Source organism: Pseudomonas sp. GD04158 (assembly GCF_029834875.1).
In the GTDB taxonomy this organism is placed as follows: Bacteria; Pseudomonadota; Gammaproteobacteria; order Pseudomonadales; family Pseudomonadaceae; genus Aquipseudomonas; species Aquipseudomonas hydrolytica.
In genome coordinates, this window is sequence record NZ_JAODYT010000035.1 from 18138 (window position 1) to 34817 (window position 16680).

Consider the following 16680-nt stretch of genomic DNA (forward strand, 5'->3'; position numbering starts at 1 on the left):
ACGACGCGATCTGTCGCGCTGCTGCGGCACAGTCACTCTACGCACAACGTAGAGGTTATACATGCCAATACCACCCCCTCCGCTTACCACCATCTGCCCCCACTGTGGCTGGAAGCGCACCAGCTTTCCAACCAGCGACGCCCTCAAGCTGAATGTCGACTGGTTCTGCCGCTGCCCCATCTGCCAGTACACCGAACTGGAAACCCGTCCGGCCAGCCGCGCGGAAATCATGCGGGAGCGACTGCGCCAGTTCCTCCGCTAACCAAGGATTTGAACAACATGAAAGGAGAACCCATCATGCATACAACCAAGATATTGCTCCTCTGCGGCCTGCTCATCTGCACCAGTGCCCAGGCCGGCACCTATGAATGGACGTCCGGCTGGGGCATGGGCGTCAGTGAGCATCTGGTGGACGACGGCAACGGCAACGAGTTGAACATCTCCTGCCCGGACTACGAGGAAGATGGCTATGTCCGTGCCTACGCCAGCATCGGCGGCCGACAGTACAGCTCCGAAGAGGGTAGTGGCTTCGACGTGATCGTCGACGGCGAAACCTACAGCAACCCCTTCTTCACCGACTGCCGGGTGTGCGGGGCCAACTTCCCCGGCTTCTGGGAGGTCTTACGCCAAGCCAATCACCTGAAGCTCGTTGCGGACGGCAAGACCATCAATCTACCCACCAAAAACATCTCCAGCGTACTCCAGCCGCTGGGCAGCCCGGAGAACAGGTGCCGCTCGGCCTGGTAGGGCAGCCACAGCGACGCGATCTGTCGCCCCAGGCTGTCACTCTGCGTCACGCAATCAATCGAATCGAGGAGTGAGTCGATGTCCGATGCTCAAGGCAGTACGAACCAGTGGTTCTATGAGGAAAAAGGTGAACGCAAGGGCGGCGCCAGCGAGCAGGAGATGATCGAGCTGATTCGCTCAGGCCGCCTCGGCTATGGTAGCTCCGTGTGGGCACATGGCTTTACCGAGTGGACGAAGCTGGAAAACACCCCGCTGCGACAACACCTGCAGCACACCCCGCCACCGCTGGTTGGCAGCCAGGTGAACAACACCCTGGTCTGGATGCTCGCCTTCGCGCCCATCATCGGCTACTTGATGGAATGGTTCGTCGCAGGCGCCATCAATGGCAGCGAGGCAGCAGCGGCGCGAGCGATGGAAAACGCTAGTTACTGGTACATCACGCTAGCGCTCAACCTGCTGCTGTCCTTCTTCGACGAGAAGCGCCTGCAGAAGGCCGGGCACAATACCAGCCGCTTCAGAGGCTGGGTCTGGCTGGTGCCGGTGTACTTGTATCAACGCGCCAAAAACCTGCAGCATAACCTGGCCTATTTCGTTGTCTGGCTGGTGTGCTTCGCGCTGGTTCTTGCGGCCTGACGGAGCCCTAATCATGGTCAAAAATATTCTTGCCACCATAGGTCTAGCGGTTGTGGTCAAAGCCGCTTTTGAACACTATCGCGAATTCCAGGAGTTGAAGCGCGAAAAGCAGGGCAGCAGGGAGCCAACCACCTGAATGGCCGAGGGTTGACGCTGCTCTACTAGCGATCGCGGCCAACTAGAAATGTCGACATTTGACAAACTGATTGAGGTTCATCTGATTGAGATGAACCTCATGCATCGCCGTAGGCTGACGTTAACGGATCCCCCCATATCAGCCAATAGAGCCATGACTTTTCGCCCGGAAACCAGTTCTATGCCTTGAGCATATCGCTCCAACTGTGCGCTGTGTGTTGACGCCTCATTCCGTAGAGTTTGCATGAACTCAACGGAGCGCCTGGTAGAATCCACCACTACACTCCAGTGCACGTTAAACCTCACAAGGGAGCCACAATGGCTATCAAATATCGTGTAATTCACACGACCTGCCCTTGGAGAAAGGCCCAGCACTCGTCCCTCCAAAAAGCTATAGACGGGCGGATGGAGCAAAGAATCTTCTTCGGAATATAGGCCGTGTTGGCCAAAAGTGGCAGAAATATGGTCCAGTGTCCTGCATCTTTGTATGGGACGAGAATAGTGATCCGGGCTACGCCTTCCGCCTCAAGCCGGGCTCCAACTATGAGATTGAAATGGCGACCGTGGCCCGTCACCTACTTGAGCATCACGACCGGGAAAAGAGCTGCCCCGCATCCGAAATTGAAGCCTACTTCTCACGCCCCCAGCATTCTCATTCGGCAACCGACCAGGACACACCAAGTAATACAACCAAGACCGAAAGCACCGGCATCGTAGGAGAACAACTTCTCGCACAAACTATTTTTCCAGATGAATTACCTGATGATGCATCTCATGTGGAGGGGCTAGCGCGTTCTGTTCTCGTTAATACTTACGAGCGTAGCGAATCAGCTCGCAATATATGCATCAATCATCACAAACCGATTTGTAAGGTATGCACCTTAAACTTTGAGGAAAAATACGGAGAAATCGGACGTGGTTACATTCATGTTCATCACATAGTGCCGATCTCCGCGATCGGAAAGCAATACCAAGTCGATCCTATCAACGACTTGGTACCGGTCTGCCCGAACTGCCACGCCATGCTTCATAGGCGAAACCCGCCACTCTCCATTGAGGAGTTGCGGATAAAATTAAATGACAGCTAAAGATTCATCTTGCTCCATCACAAAGCGTTATGGTGCAGGCTCGATATCTACATTATCCCGCCCACTACTGATGTCAGTGATCCTGCCTGCCCTACTCGTTGAGCCAGCGCCTCGTGCAGTTGCAATGCCAAGCCGCTGGTGCGCTGCACGTTGCGCTCTACCGCGCCTTCGAACACACCTGGTTGAGTCTCGGCCAGGCTGAACCACTCCCTGGCGCGGGTGATCGCGGTGTACAGCAGCTCCTTGGTCAACACCGGGTTCAGCGCATCAGGTAACACCAGCGCGGTGTGGTTGAACTCCGACCCCTGGGACTTGTGCACCGTCATGGCGAACACCGTTTCCAACTCCACCAACCGGCTCGGCAGCACGAAGCGCACGCCGCCACTGCCGTCATTACGCGGGAAGGCCACGCGCAGGGCCAACGCACCCTCTGGTCCGGGCACACATAGCGCGATGCCGATATCGCCGTTCATAAGGTTTAGGCTGTAGTCGTTGCGCGTAACCAGCACAGGGCGCCCTTCGTACCAACCGTGGTCGCTGCTCAGCAAGCCGCGCCGCCGCAACTGCGTGGCCACGCGCTGGTTCAGGCCCTCGACGCCCCAAGGCCCCCGACGCAATGCACACAGCAGGCGGAAACGGTCGAATGCAGACAACACCTTGCCCGCCCAGTCGGCCCAAAGCTGGCTATCCCACGGTGTGTCGGGTGCGGGGCGCAAGTCGCGCAGTTGCTCCAGATAATGCCGGTAGCCGGGGGCGTTGCGGTGACCATCGATGGCAAGGTCGGTGAGTGCAGCATCCTGCTCACCACGCACCAGCAGGTTGAAAAGCTGCTCCGAAGGCTGCTCCAGCACACGCCGTGCTTCGTCGGCGTGTTTGTGGTTGATCAGCTTGGCCAGACGCCCGATGCCCTTCTGCGGGTCGAAACGCCACGAGCGACGCAGCATCACGGTCTGCTGCGCCAATGGGTCACCGGCGCCTGCGGCCATCTGCAACTCGGGGTCGAGCAGGGCTTCACCGCTGTGGGTGCTCAGCCACTGGGCGGTTTGCACGTTGTAGCCGCCTTTTTCAGCCTCGCGGCACAAGTCGCCCATCACGGAACCGGCCTCCACCGAAGCCAACTGGTCCTTGTCGCCCAGCAGAATCAACCGCGCCGCATGAGGCAAGGCGTCCAGTACGCAGGCCATCATTTCCAGGTCGATCATCGAGGCTTCGTCAACTACCAGCACATCCAGCTCAAGCGGTTTGTCGCGCTGGTGAATGAAGTTGCGCGAGTTCGGGCGGCTGCCCAGCAAGCGGTGCAGGGTGGACACATCCGTGGGGATCTCGGCGCGCACCGCATCACTGACCGGCAACGCCCTCACCTCCTTGCCGATGGACTCAGACAACCGCGCAGCCGCCTTGCCGGTCGGGGCCGCCAGGCGAATGCGCAGCGGCTTGCCGCTATCGACCGCCGGCGTTTGCAGCAAGCCCAGCAAGCGCACCACCGAGGTGGTCTTACCGGTGCCTGGGCCGCCGGTGATGATGCTGAAATTGCCACGGGCCGCCAGCGCGCAGGCAATTTTCTGCCAGTTGCTGCCCTGCGCGCGCTCGGCTTCGGAAGGCGGTGGGAACAGTTCGTCGAGGCGGCTGGCGAGGTTGTCTGGGGTGACTGGCGCCACACCCAAGCGTGCACTCAAGGCTTGGGCAATGCTGCACTCGTAGTTCCAATAGCGGCGCAAGTACAGGCGCTGCCCCACCAGCACCAAGGGCCGCTCGGGTGCGTTCGGGCTGGCGTCGCGGTCCTCGACCATGGGGCTTGCGGCCAGCGCCTGGCGCCACTGCGCGGCGTCCAGGCCCTGCAACCATTGCGATGGAAGCGTGTTGCCCTGCTCACCTTCAGGTGGCAACGAGAGCACGAAATCCGGGGTGGCCAGGGTGGCAACCAGGTCCAGGCAGGCGTGGCCACGGCCCAGTTGGTGGCTGGTCATCGCGGCGGCCAGCAGCACGCTGGCCTGGGCTTGAGGGTCTTGTTCGAGGATGAACTTGGCCAACGAACGATCCAGCGCACGCAGCCAGCCACGCGCCACCCAGGTATCGAGTTGCTGCAATAGCTCGCCATGGCTGGCTGCGCCGATGGGCACTACCACTTGCTCGCTATCGCCTTGGCTGGCGCTGAGTTGCTTGAGGGTCTGGCTCATGCGTTGGCCTCCAGATGTTGCCCCATGAAGAGTCGGTCAAGCTGCTCGATCAATTGCCGCGGTGGGCGTTCGAAGTGCAGGCCATGGGTGGGCGCCTGGTGCCCACGGATGAACAGGTACAACGCGCCACCCAAGTGCTGGTCGTAGTCGTAGCCGGGCAGGCGCAGCTTGAGCTGGCGATGCAGGGCCAGCAGGTACAGGCACATCTGCAGGTCGTAGCGTTTGCCCAACATGGTTTCGGCCATGGCCTCGGCGGCATAGGCGCTGTCGGTACTGCCCAGCCAGTTGGACTTGTAGTCCGCCACGTAGTAGCGGCCCTCGTGCTCGAAGGTCAGGTCGATGAAGCCCTTGAACATGCCGTTCAACTGGCTTGGGGCGAGCGCTGGCCGTGGCGCGCCGCCCAAGGTGTGTTCACGCACCAGGGCATCGAGGCGCTCGACGCTCACGTTTTGGCTGGCGAACCAGAACTCCATCTCGACCTGGTAGGTGCCCAGCGCTGCGAGGGTGCATTGGGTGCCGTTGAAGCGCAGTGGCGCCTTCAGGTAGTGGCTGAGCCAGGCGGACAACGGGTCGATCCAGCGTTCCCAGCCACGCAGGTTGCAGCGCCGTGCCACGGCGTCGTGCAGGGCTTGCTCATCACTGGCGGCGTTACCGAAGCCCTCATCGCCCGCCCACTCGAACAACCCGTGCAGGAAGGTGCCCGGCCCCGCCCCTCGGGGGAAGCCGTGAATGCCAACGCCGGCAGACGGGTTCTGCTCGTCGTCCTGCTCTTGCAGGTTGGCTTCTAGGGCAGTTGCAGGCTCTGGGGCGATGGGCGAAGTGGCGCCCACCAGGGTACGGTCGTCGGCGATCGCCAAGGTGGAGTAGCTGGCGATCCACCAATTGGCTGCCAGCGCATGCAGCGGGCGCAAGGCTGGGCCTGCGGTGGGTCGGGCGGGCGCGGTGTGGACGGTTTGGGTGGGCGTGGGCGCCTTGCTCACGGCGATGTCGTCGCAGCCCTTTGCCAGTGCCTCGACCACTTCAGCCAGGCGCTCGGGCGCCACCTTGTTTTCGCCTGCCAGCAGGTAGCCCAGGCCCGACTTGTGCAGGTCGAGCGACTTTTCCCCGGTTTTAGCCACCTTGGGCGCCACGCAAATCCAGGTGGCGTAGCGGGCGCGGGTCAGGGCGACATACAGCAGGCGCATTTCCTCGCCCATGCGCTCATCGTCGGCCAGTTTCTGCGACGGCTTCGCCAGCTCGCCTTTGCCCAATTCAAGCACCAGGCGGTATTGCTCACCCTGTTGCTCATGGAACATGGGCGGCGTTTTGCTGCGGCCATCCACCGGCCTGGCGCTGCACGCGAACGGCAACATCACCAAGGGGTACTCAAGGCCCTTGGACTTGTGCACGGTCACCACCTTGATCAGGTCCGAGTCGCTTTCCAGGCGCAGAATTTCTTCTTCACTCTGCGCCTCGATCTGCTCGGCCAAGTGGCGAATCAGCGCGTGCTCGCCGTCCAGTTCAGTGGCGCTGCGTTGCAGCCATTCAGCCAGGTGCAGCAGGTTGGTCAAGCTACGTTCGCCCTGCGCCTCGGCAAGCAACCGGGCCGGAACCTGGAAGGTCGCGAGCAGCTTACGCAGCATTGGCAGCACGCCTTGTTGCTGCCAATGCTGGCGAAACTCGCGGAAGCACTGCACAAGCTCTTCCCAGCACAGCTCGTTCTGATTCAGGCGCTCCAGCGCCTGCCAGCCAAGGCCCACGCTGCGGGTTGCCAGTGCCGCACGCAGCAAGCGGTCACTGCTGGGTTGGGCGCAGGCCCGAAGGATGCACAGCAGGTCTTTGGCCTCTTCGCTTTCGAACACCGAGTCGCGGTCAGACAAATAAACGCTGGCCAGTTTGCGACGTGCGAGGGCCTTGCGAATGGCTTCGGCTTCCGTGCGGCTGCGTACCAGAATGGCGATATCGGCGGGTTTGAGCTTGGTCAACTGGCCGTCGCTGCTGCGCAAGCCCGAGGGCTCGGGCGCACTACCGTCGAGCCAGGCCTGAATCGCCGAGGCGCACACCTCGGAGGCCTCGCGCAGGTACGTGGCGTTGTTGATGACGCCGTCGGTTTGCAGTTGCCAAAGAGTCAGGGCCTTCTGCTGTTCGCCCTCGATTTCCAGCACATCGCTGCGGCCTTTGGCGTCGACGCCCTTGAACGGCACCGGGTTCTGCCCGTCCTTGGCGAAGCGGAACGCCGCTCGCGGGTGCGCTTCGGCGAAGCTGAAACAGTGGTTGGCGGCATCGACCATCGCTTTGGTGGAACGGTAGTTGGTGCCCAGGGTGTAATGCCGGCCCTCGGTAGCCTCACGCGCCTTGAGGTAGGTGTAGATGTCGGCGCCACGGAAGGAATAAATCGCCTGTTTCGGGTCGCCGATCATGAACAGCCCGCAGTCGGGCAGGTTGTCGCCGATGCGGTAGATGGTGTCGAAGATGTCGTATTGAACCGGGTCGGTGTCCTGGAACTCGTCGATCAATGCTACCGGGTACTGCTGGCGAATGGTTTCGGCCAGGCGCGGCCCGCACGGGCCTTCCAGCGCACGGCCAAGGCGGCTCAGCAGGTCGTCGAAGCCGATCTGCGCCCGGCGAAGTTTTTCTGCTTCGAAGGCGCTTCGTACTTCACGCAGTGCATGCAACAGCAACTGCGCACGCGTGTCCTGCTTGGTTTCCTTGTGGTCGACCAACGCATCGATGGCCTCGAAGGCCGGTTTCCTGGCAATGCTGCCGCCCTTGTTCAACCTGAAGCGGGTTTGCCCACACCTGAACACGTGGGCACAGGCGTCCTCACCCTGGCTCCAGGCCGCGATATTGCGCAGCATCTCTTCCAGGGTTTCGCGGCTATTGGCGGGGTAGGAATTACGATTCAGCGAAGTGCGGGCCTCGTGCAACGCCGCCTCAAGCGCCACGATGTCCTCGGCCCACGCGGCTCGGGCTAGCGCTTCGAGCGTGGCGTACTTCGCATTCCAGTCGGCAGCCGTCTGAAGCAATGCATCCAGCTTCGCGGGCGCGGTGATCGCCACCCCCTCCTGCTGGAACTCGGCATCGCTACGCGAAAGCAGTGGCGTCAGTGCCTCACGCAGCGCGGTCGGGCTTTTGAAGCACTCGGTCACCGCCTTGGCAACTTCGGGCGACACGCCATAGAACTGCTGACGCCAGTAGTCCCTGACCACCTCATCGAGCAGCTCGCGCTGGTCGGTTTCCAGTGTCTGGGTGAACAGGCTGCCGCTGTCGAAGGCGTGCTCGCGCAGCATCCGGTAGCACCAGCCATGAATAGTCGAAACCGCGGCTTCATCCATCCATTCGCTGGCCAACTGCAACCGGCGAGCGCAGGAAGGCCATTGGTCGGCGAGGTATTCGTCGCGCAGTTTCACCAGCAGCGGGTCGTGAGGCAACTCCGGTGCCAGGAAGCACTGGGCAGCCTCGTTCAAGCGTGCGCGAATACGGTCGCGCAGCTCTTGGGTGGCGGCGTCGGTGAAGGTCACCACCAGAATTTGTGGCGGCGTAAGCGCTTGCTTGAACGCCGCATCGCCGCCATGGCCCAGCACCAGGCGCACATACAGCAAGGCGATGGTGAAGGTTTTACCGGTGCCCGCGCTCGCCTCGATCAAGCGGCTGCCGTGCAGGGGGAAATCGAGGGGGTTGAGGTTTTCCGCGGTCATTGGTCGCTCCCTGCGTCGGTCGGGGTGAAGTGGCCGAACAAGCCGCCATACAAGTGCTTGGCCCAGGCTGGGAACTGGCCGCTTGCGCACAGTTGGTCGAAGTCGGGGTAAGCCCGCCGCTGGGCGAACGAGCGCTGCACCTCGCCCTCGAACGTGTAGCTACCTTCGTAGGTTTCACGCGCCTTGGCGTAGGCCGCCTCGCCGTTGTCACTGTTCTCCCCGCCCGCAGCCAACCAGACGAAAGCACTTTTGCAGGCCACCGGCAGCGGCTCCTGCATGCCCGCCACCCAGGCTTCGAGCAGCGCTTGCAACTGTTGCTGCGCCTGTTGCGCGGGCACTGGCTGGAACACCACGTCCCCATTCAAGCCCACCAGAATCGTCGTGCAGGCAGGCCCGTTCAACTGCAACGCCAGGTGCCGCAACCAAGGCCGCACCAAGTGGTGCCAGCAATAGCTGTCGTCGGTGCACAGCTTTTTGCTGTCCAGTTGCAGGTAGGCTCGCTCATCCAACGCATTGCGGCGAATGCCACCCAGCCAGTCCTTGAGGCCGGGAAGCTCGTCGGTGGCGTCGATAACGGCAGCGCTCTGGCCCTCTTCCAGCTCAGGCCAGGCTTGCAGTTGCGCGTGGTAGCGCGCCAGCAGGCCCGGCATCGGCCCCACCAGCGCCGAGGCGCTCAAGGTGCCGAAGCCGCCCAGCGGCAAGGCGCCCTCGCGTTGCAGGCGCTGCACTTGCAGGCCCAGTTCGGTCGCGGCCTGTTCGGGGTCGTACGCCTCCTCTACCCAGCGCTTTAGCGCCTGGGTGAGCCTGTCCTGGTGCTGCCAGTTTTCCAGGCCATCGAGCAGGAAGGCTTCGTCATCGCGGTTGACCAACTCGTCGTCATCGAAATTGACCTTCAAGCGCTGGGTGAAGAAGGCGCCCACCGGGTCGCGTACGAACTCGGAAAGTTGGCGCAGGTTCAACGGTGTGTCCTGAACCGGCGCGGGCAAGCGCTCGCATTCTGGCTGCAAGGCATGTTCGTCGTGCACCTCGCGCCACTCGCTGGAATAGGTGAACAAGCCATCAGGCCCCGGCTGGTTAGCGAAGTACGCGGCGCTGAAGGGTTGTAGCGGGTGCTCCTGGGTCAGTGCGGGCAGCAACGGTTGGCCGCTGGCCGAGCGCCAGCCGTTGGCCAGGTGGTCGCGTAGCTGGCCGATCAGCACCGAGGGCACGCGCTCGCTGTTGTCGCGAATATTACGGCCCACCCAGCTCACATACAGTTGCTTGCGAGCCGAGAGCAGGGCTTCGAGCAGCAGGTAGCGGTCATCTTCACGTCGCGACCGGTCACCTGGGCGATAGTCGTTGCGCATCAGGTCGAAATCGACCGGCGATTGCTGGCGCGGGTAATCGCCATCGTTCATGCCCAGCAGGCAAACCACCTTGAACGGAATCGCCCGCATCGGCATCAGGGTGCAGAAGTTCACCGCACCGGCCAGAAAACGCTGCGACAAGCCACCGTCCTCGATGCCGCTGAGCCAGGCTTCGTGCACCACGCTCAGCGGCAGTGGCTGCGCGAACTGCGCCAGCTCGCAGGTGCGCAGCCAACCTTCAAGCAGCTTGAGCAACTGGTTGAGCAGCAACTCTTCGGCATCGCTCTCCGAGCGGAAGAACACCTTCAACAAGGCTTGCAGGCGCTCGGCCCACTGCACGGGTGTGGCCGGTTGCTGAAGCTCCTGAAGAGCGACTTCCAAGTGGTCAAGCAAGGTCAGCAGCGGGCCGGCCAGGGCCGCTTCCAGCCCCGACACTTCATCGTAGGGCTCGATGCCGTTGAGCTCAGGCCCACGCCCAACGGCGTAGCCCAGCAGCATGCGGCGCATGCCGAAGCGCCAGGTGTTCTGCTCCAGGCCCTGCGGCATACCCAGGCTTTCGCGCTGTTGGGCATCCAGCCCCCAGCGCACCCCGGCGCCCTCGATCCAGCGCTGCAGGGTCGGCACGTCCGCTTCGTTGATCGCGAAACGTGCGCGCAGGGCCGGCACGTCCAGCAGGTCGAGAATGTCGCTGGCAGCGAAGCGGCTGTGGGGCAGCTTGAGCAGGTGCTCCAGCGCGATCAGCAGCGGCTGGCGACCGCGTTGGCCTTGGTCGGACACGGTGAAGGGCAAGTAGCGCGGGTCGTGACGCGGCACCTGTCCGAACACCGCTTCTATATGCGGGGTGTAGGCGTTGATGTCCGGCACCATCACGATCACATCGCGCGGGCTCAATTGTGGGTCGGCGCTGAAGCGGGCGAGCAGTTGGTCGTGCAGCACTTCCACTTCGCGCTGCATGCTGTGCACCACGTGAAAACGCAGCGAGCGGTCGGCACTAACCTCTACCGGGTCCCAGGTTTCGCGGCTTTCCGCCAAAGGGCGCAGTTCGAGAATGTCGCTTTGCAACTGGCCTAGCAGGGTTGTGGTATCCGGCTCGGTAAACAGGTCGATACGCCCGCCATTGAGGCCGTCGAGCAGGTGGCGATAGCTGCCGGGTTCGTCGTGCTGGTCGAGCAGGTTGATATAGTCGCGCCCCTGCTTGCCCCAGGCAGCGAGCAAGGCTTGGCCATGCTCGTTCGCTACGGTGCCAACCTCTCGGGCAGGCTGGCGACGGTAGTGGTGCGCCAGCAGGTCTTTATCGGCAACGATGTCGCCCCAGTGGTGGCGGCAAGGGTTGTGCACGCACAACAGCACTTGGCTGTAGCGGGAAAGCTCCTTCAGCGCTTCAAGCACTTGTGCGGGCATCGAGGAAATACCGAACACCACAACTCGGCGTGGCAGCCCCTTCGGCGCCTGGGCGGCGCTGCGCAGGTGGGCGACGAAGCGTTTGTGCACCCCAGCGCGGCTTTGCTCAAGCGCGCCTTCGCCTACGTCTGCCAGTACCTCGCGCCATAGCTGCGCCTGCCACAGGTTCGGCGCATCCAGCGGCTGCGCAGTGCCCTTGATGTGCCGCAGTTGATCGCGCCCGACAGCCCAGTCTTCCAGCCAATCGGCGCGGTACACCTGGTATTGGTCGAACAAGTCCGCCAGCCGCTCGCACAGTTGGTGCAGCTTGCGCTGTTCGTCGTCCTGTTCCAAAAAGCGCTGCAGGCTTGCGAACACCGGCTTTTCCAGCAAGCTCGGCAACAGACGCATCAGCCGCCAGCTCAGGGCGGCCTTGTCCAGCGGCGAAGACTGCGGGGTGGTTTGCGCCCCAAGCACCGAGCGATACACCTGCCACAGAAAGCGCGCGGGCAGTTGCACATCCAGCGCCGCGGCAATACCGCAGCCGCCGTTGTGCGGGTCTTCGGCCAGCGCCAGCTTCAGCCACTGGGCGATGCCATTGCTCTGCACCAGCAGCACTTCGTTCTCCAGTGGTCGCAGCGGGTGACTGCGCATCCACTGCACCGCGAGGGCTCGCAGTTCTTCTAGATGATTGCCATGGATGATAACAAGACCAGGCTGAAGCTCCTGCATAGACACACATCCCTCTGGGTACGCTGGAGTGAGAGCTAATCAACACATGCGACACCCTGTGTCGCACGGGATCTTTCACGGAAGAAGCAAAGTGACGTCGTTGAACTAAGGCAGCGATTGGAGAACCGCTCCGGCAACCTCAAATGACTTCAAGCCGGTAGGTATCGGCATCACCAACCAATTCAAAGAACAGCTCACCATCCAAAGAACGAGGGCTGTCAGATGCGGAGGACCAGAACGAAGAGTGCTGCCTCGCATAGGTGCAAAGCGCGGCTACCAGCGGATGGGCCTTCCACAGCTCGGTCATCTCACGTCGATGCAGGCCCGGCATAAAGAGCGGTGCAAGCTTCTGCTTTTGATCCAACGAAAGCTCAGCCAGCTCCTGCCCATGCTGACTGATCCACTTGCCAATCAAACGAATATCGCTGTGGTAGCGCGCATCGGTCACTTGAAGCTGAGCAATACGGATTTTCTGCTGTTCTACAACAACCCGGCAGGCAACGTATTCTTCGCCATCCGCCAGCGGAGCACTGGCATTCTGCAAAGCGAGCTCAGGAGTGGGGCTGGCATAAATGGCATGCCGGCGGGACGGCATATTCTTCGGCCGAATAGACTCCCAGAGGTTGTCGACAACATAGGGAACATTGCTCGGAATCCGCATCGTCGCGTGGCGACGAAGACCTTTCTCTGCCGCCGCCAACTGGCTGAACGGAATCGCCCGAAACAACTCCACTTTAAATTCCTTAGCGTGAAATCTGGGGAAGCGGCAGCGGTGGCATCGCCGGATCTACGTTGTAGCCGATCATAAATAGAGCTTTCTCAAGCTCTGCAATGGAGCCGATGCTTGGGTTGAAGGCCATCACCTGCTGCAGCAGCTCTCCTGCAAGCAAAACCTGTCCCGCCCATAGCTGGCACTGAGCGGCGTTGAGCTTACTAAACTTGAACGCCCCCAGCGATGGATCCCTATTCGTCGTGTCGCCTTGCCCGGCTCCCCACCGAAAAGATAAATCAGCAGGGACGCTAGTTACGCCAGCGCGCATGAGCGAATAACGGGCAAGCAATCCAAGTGCAGCGCCAACACGGCCGTCGTAGATAATGATGTGGTCAGGGTCGGCAGCCGCGTAGACCTTTGTCATAGCGGAATTCATCAGGAGTCTCTTGCCATCGAATGCAGCAAGCCCCTGTGCAGATCCAGGCTGAAGCAGTTGGACTGCCTGTATGATCAATTGACATAGAGTTTTTTGTTGGTATTGATCCTCGACCCAAGCCAGAGATTTACGGCCCCGGACGCCCCCCCAGCGGAATATAGCCAAACATGCATTGCGAGCAGTTTCTTGATCATGCACAGCTAGCGCTTGCCGTAAACGGGCGGCAATGCATTGGAATGAATTAGGCTTAGGGCTATCAGGCCAGGAGTAATGGAGAAAGGCCTCCTGCAGCGAATGACACCACCAATGATGAACCACTGAGGCAATACGCCCTTTCCAAGGCTTCCAGCTCTGATGTTTGCTAATGCGAAAGCTATGCAGCAGCCCTGCCTCAGAAGCATCTCCCACTGGGAACAAATCACACATCTCTCCCAGTGCCTCTGGCTTGCCCCATAAGTCAGCCAGGTACTGTGCAAAGGCCTTTTGATTTCCAGTCAAACTCATTCCCTTCCCCTTAATCACCTAACCCCAGCGCCTCTTGATATCCCTGCAAGGGCATAAAGCCAGCATGCTATGAGCTTTAGCATACCTGTTGAATAGCAACATTCGATGCACGCAACTCTCTAGCCCACAAGCTTCCCTGGCTGATCGCCAGATCCCGCCAAAAACGAAACAGCACCCCATCAGGATCCGGCGGGGATTCGAAGGTAGAGAAGTAAAAATCGGTAAGCCGCTCAGTCGCCAACACCTGCCCCTTCATCGCAGCCCACTGTAACCAATACAAGCCAAGCGCGGGATCATACTCAGGTGATGATTCATCCAGTGCCAACCTACCAAGCGAGAAGCACGCCATCGAGTCATGTTCCGCCGCACCTCGCTTGTACCAACTGATGGCTTTACCATGATCGACGATGACACCCTCATCCCCACGCTCATACAAACTCCCTAATGCTTGCGCAGCACAGGGAATCCCAGCTTCGAAAGCCTGCTCGTAATAGTCGATGGCCAACTCCGGATTGACCGGCAAGCCCTTGCCGTAATAGGCCAGCTCGGCAAGATTGAATAGAGCCTCAGGGGCTCCCATCACTGCCGCAATCTTGAATAACCGCCTGGCCAGCGCAGGGTTCGGCTTCAGCCTGAGACCATTAAGCCAAAACCACCCTAGATCATTGATCGCATCCGCATCGCCCAACAGAGCCTGTTCACGCAGCTCCACATAGCGATTTCGAATTATGATCGGGTCAACCAATCCAAGAAGCGGATTTGCTCCCTTGATCTCGTGATAGTTAACACCCGCCTGCCCGCTCAGCTCCATCGCTCTCAGCGATGGCATACCGACTCCAGCATAAAGACGTTGCAATTCGTCAGGCTCAGCCAGCTCGACGTAGTCAGCTCGGGGAAGAAGGTTGTCCATAAGATTGAAGATGTCTGCAGATTTGCTCATGCTGCTGCCCATCGATGATCGTGTCTGACCATTTTCAACGGCCATGCGACAACCTGTGTCGCACACAAACAAGGACGGAAGTGTGGAACAGCTGCTTCGCCATGAACTCATTCTTGGCCTTCTCCCGAACAAGGAAAGCGCTCTCGATAGCAACGCCATTCACCAACGAGTAGCCAACCAGGGTGTCCAGGTTGATAAGCGCACCATTCAGCGTGACCTGAGCGAGCTAGAACAGAAATTCCCCCATGTGCATAGCAGGCCAAAGGGAAAAGCCAAGTTGTGGTGGGCAGAAAAGTCGCTGTCGCGACTGAGCATGCTGCCGACAGATGCAATGAACCTCGTCATGATCATGGATCACGCGGCTAGATTCGGGATGGCGGTGCAGGTTGAAAACCTAGCACCCCTGCGGGATTACGCGATATCTCTGTTGAAAGGAAACCGACCCAGCCGGGACTGCTCAGGCAAAATCATCAGTAATACCCGCTTCATTGTCCTGGAGCCAGGGCAGGTAAAATCAGAGGTGCTAGAGGTTATTCAGCAAGCACTTCTAGATGATTCATCTATCGAAGCGCTTTATCTGAAACGCGGTGCTAGTGAGCCACGAACACTACATCTCAAGCCGCTGGGTCTTTCCTATCAAGACTCCAATATCTACCTCGTTTGTATTTTCAAAGGCTTACCCGATGGCAAACTGGCCTCTCTTCCCCTGCATCGCTTTCAATCTGCCAAGGCTACATGGGAAGAACTGAGAGCTCCTGACGGTTTTGAGATGAACTCGTTCGAGGTCAAGCGCAGCCTGATATCCCAGAAATCTGAGTACCCAACTCAACTGAAGCTGCGCATTTCTCAGACGCTCTATGAACGCCTAGACGAGAACGCGCTCACTGCCGATCAACAGCTACAGCCCACCGCTGATGGCTGGTGGCTGATGATGGGCAGCCTGCCTCTTAGCCAGGGGCTGGAACTATGGCTATTGAGCCAGGGCGAACACCTGGAGGTTCTTGAGCCGGTTGAGCTAAGACAACAAATGGCCTTATCGGCGCATCGGATGGCCGCACTGTACGAACAAGGTTGAATGCGACACAGGCTGTCGCATACCGGAAGCAACCTGTCTCCTGTCATATGACCATGGAGACTCCACTATGAAGACCTACTCCGCGTTTCTGCAACGTGTCATCCCAAATGCAGGCCCTCGCGCCAACTTCACGATCACGGTCCAGGCCGTGAGCTCCGAAATGGCTCGCGTCACAGCCGAAGCGCAATACCCTGGGTACAAATGCGCCAACGCTCCTGTGCAGGTGCGCTGAAGGTGCTCAAGCCACGCTTTGGCAAATCGGGACTTCGAGACTACCTCTACTACCTGTTCAACCAAGAAGAAAGTCTCGAAAGTCCCAAAGGTGCGCTCGACCAGATGGCAGCTCAAGAAGCGCCCCACCTGGATACTTACGAAGTTGGGCTTATCGCCGCTACACAAGCGGAGGCCGACCGGTTTATGGGGATTGTTGAAGGGGCCATGCACAAGCACCTATCCAACCCGACAAGACAGCGCTTTACGGCTTATGGGTTGGATCAGGCATGGCGACCACTGCGGCTATTTGATGAGGCCCATTGGATTCATGGCGGCTCCACCTGCCCGCTACCACAGGAGCTTCTGGCGAGCCTAGGCAGCATCGTACACATCCATCTGCTAGAGCAAAGCGATACAAGACTACAGTCTGGATTTCGCGCCTATCGCTGGAAGTCAGAAAGTGACCTGGTAGAGTTTTGGGCAAGCCTCTACCTCTCCCGCGAAATGTGCTGGTTCTTAAACCTAGACTGGGAAAGCTACTTTATGTGGCAGCCACGAGTTGACTGCATTGCCACAGTGAATGTCGGCTGGGGGGTGACACCTAGCGCAGCTGTGAATGCTCTGCTGGCATCAGCAGAGACTACGAATTCAAGCCACTTCAATGGTGAGATCTTGATCATTGAAGGTGGTATCGACACACGCATCGGAGATTACGTCGATATCGTGGATACTCTGGAGCGAAGCCTCGAATTGGACTTTGTCACCACTGGCTGGGTAAGCCTGAACTATTCGGGCTACGGCCTTAAACTCCTGAGGTTTAGCCATTGATGAGGTTGGTCTAGCGCACTCACACCCATTAGCCACTAGCGAAGCGGCATCGCTCTG

At 59.9% G+C, this 16680-nt stretch carries 13 protein-coding genes; 7 read left to right on the forward strand and 6 right to left on the reverse strand.

Features of this window, described 5'->3' with window-relative positions; translation table 11 throughout:
- The first annotated feature begins 61 nt into the window (after positions 1-61).
- From N7333_RS14395 to N7333_RS14415, 5 genes are all read left to right on the forward strand, one after another.
- On the forward strand, positions 62-262 hold the full coding sequence (locus N7333_RS14395; RefSeq protein ID WP_279859014.1) for a hypothetical protein: 201 nt from the start codon (positions 62-64) through the stop codon (positions 260-262).
- Positions 263-297: 35 nt separating this feature from the next.
- Positions 298-747: a hypothetical protein gene (locus N7333_RS14400; protein WP_279859015.1), complete on the forward strand. Its 450-nt coding sequence runs from the start codon at positions 298-300 to the stop codon at positions 745-747.
- Between the two features lie 78 nt (positions 748-825).
- Positions 826-1380, forward strand: a complete 555-nt coding sequence (locus N7333_RS14405) for a DUF4339 domain-containing protein (protein WP_279859017.1) — start codon at positions 826-828, stop codon at positions 1378-1380.
- 13 nt (positions 1381-1393) lie between these two features.
- Positions 1394-1516, forward strand: a complete 123-nt coding sequence (locus tag N7333_RS14410; protein ID WP_256675348.1) for a hypothetical protein — start codon at positions 1394-1396, stop codon at positions 1514-1516.
- 469 nt (positions 1517-1985) lie between these two features.
- The gene (locus N7333_RS14415) at positions 1986-2603 is read left to right on the forward strand and encodes an HNH endonuclease (RefSeq protein ID WP_279859020.1); all 618 of its coding nucleotides are present in this window, start codon (positions 1986-1988) and stop codon (positions 2601-2603) included.
- A 47-nt stretch (positions 2604-2650) separates the two neighbouring features.
- Here N7333_RS14415 and recD read toward each other — a convergent pair whose 3' ends face one another.
- From recD to N7333_RS14445, 6 genes are all read right to left on the reverse strand, one after another.
- Positions 2651-4780: an exodeoxyribonuclease V subunit alpha gene (gene recD / locus N7333_RS14420; RefSeq protein WP_279859022.1), complete on the reverse strand. Its 2130-nt coding sequence runs from the start codon at positions 4778-4780 to the stop codon at positions 2651-2653.
- Positions 4777-8457 (reverse strand): exodeoxyribonuclease V subunit beta, encoded by a 3681-nt coding sequence (recB, locus tag N7333_RS14425; RefSeq protein WP_279859024.1) that lies wholly within the window; start codon positions 8455-8457, stop codon positions 4777-4779. The genes recD and recB overlap by 4 nt, the downstream gene beginning before the upstream one ends.
- Positions 8454-11915 (reverse strand): exodeoxyribonuclease V subunit gamma, encoded by a 3462-nt coding sequence (gene recC, locus N7333_RS14430; protein WP_279859026.1) that lies wholly within the window; start codon positions 11913-11915, stop codon positions 8454-8456. The genes recB and recC overlap by 4 nt, the downstream gene beginning before the upstream one ends.
- A 139-nt stretch (positions 11916-12054) precedes the next feature.
- Positions 12055-12648 carry a hypothetical protein gene (locus N7333_RS14435; RefSeq protein WP_003459743.1) on the reverse strand — a complete coding sequence of 198 codons (594 nt, stop codon included), beginning with the start codon at positions 12646-12648 and terminating at the stop codon, positions 12055-12057.
- Between the two features lie 10 nt (positions 12649-12658).
- The gene (locus N7333_RS14440) at positions 12659-13567 is read right to left on the reverse strand and encodes a hypothetical protein (protein WP_279859027.1); all 909 of its coding nucleotides are present in this window, start codon (positions 13565-13567) and stop codon (positions 12659-12661) included.
- Positions 13568-13643: 76 nt separating this feature from the next.
- Positions 13644-14552 (reverse strand): tetratricopeptide repeat protein, encoded by a 909-nt coding sequence (locus N7333_RS14445; RefSeq protein WP_279859029.1) that lies wholly within the window; start codon positions 14550-14552, stop codon positions 13644-13646.
- Positions 14553-14589: 37 nt separating this feature from the next.
- Between N7333_RS14445 and N7333_RS14450 the strand changes: the two genes are divergently transcribed.
- Together N7333_RS14450 and N7333_RS14455 are read left to right on the forward strand one after the other, a co-directional pair.
- The gene (locus tag N7333_RS14450; RefSeq protein ID WP_279859030.1) at positions 14590-15582 is read left to right on the forward strand and encodes a WYL domain-containing protein; all 993 of its coding nucleotides are present in this window, start codon (positions 14590-14592) and stop codon (positions 15580-15582) included.
- Positions 15583-15816: 234 nt separating this feature from the next.
- A complete protein-coding gene (locus tag N7333_RS14455) occupies positions 15817-16623 on the forward strand; it encodes a hypothetical protein (protein ID WP_013983928.1) in 807 nt (268 codons plus the stop codon).
- The last annotated feature ends 57 nt before the right edge of the window (positions 16624-16680 follow it).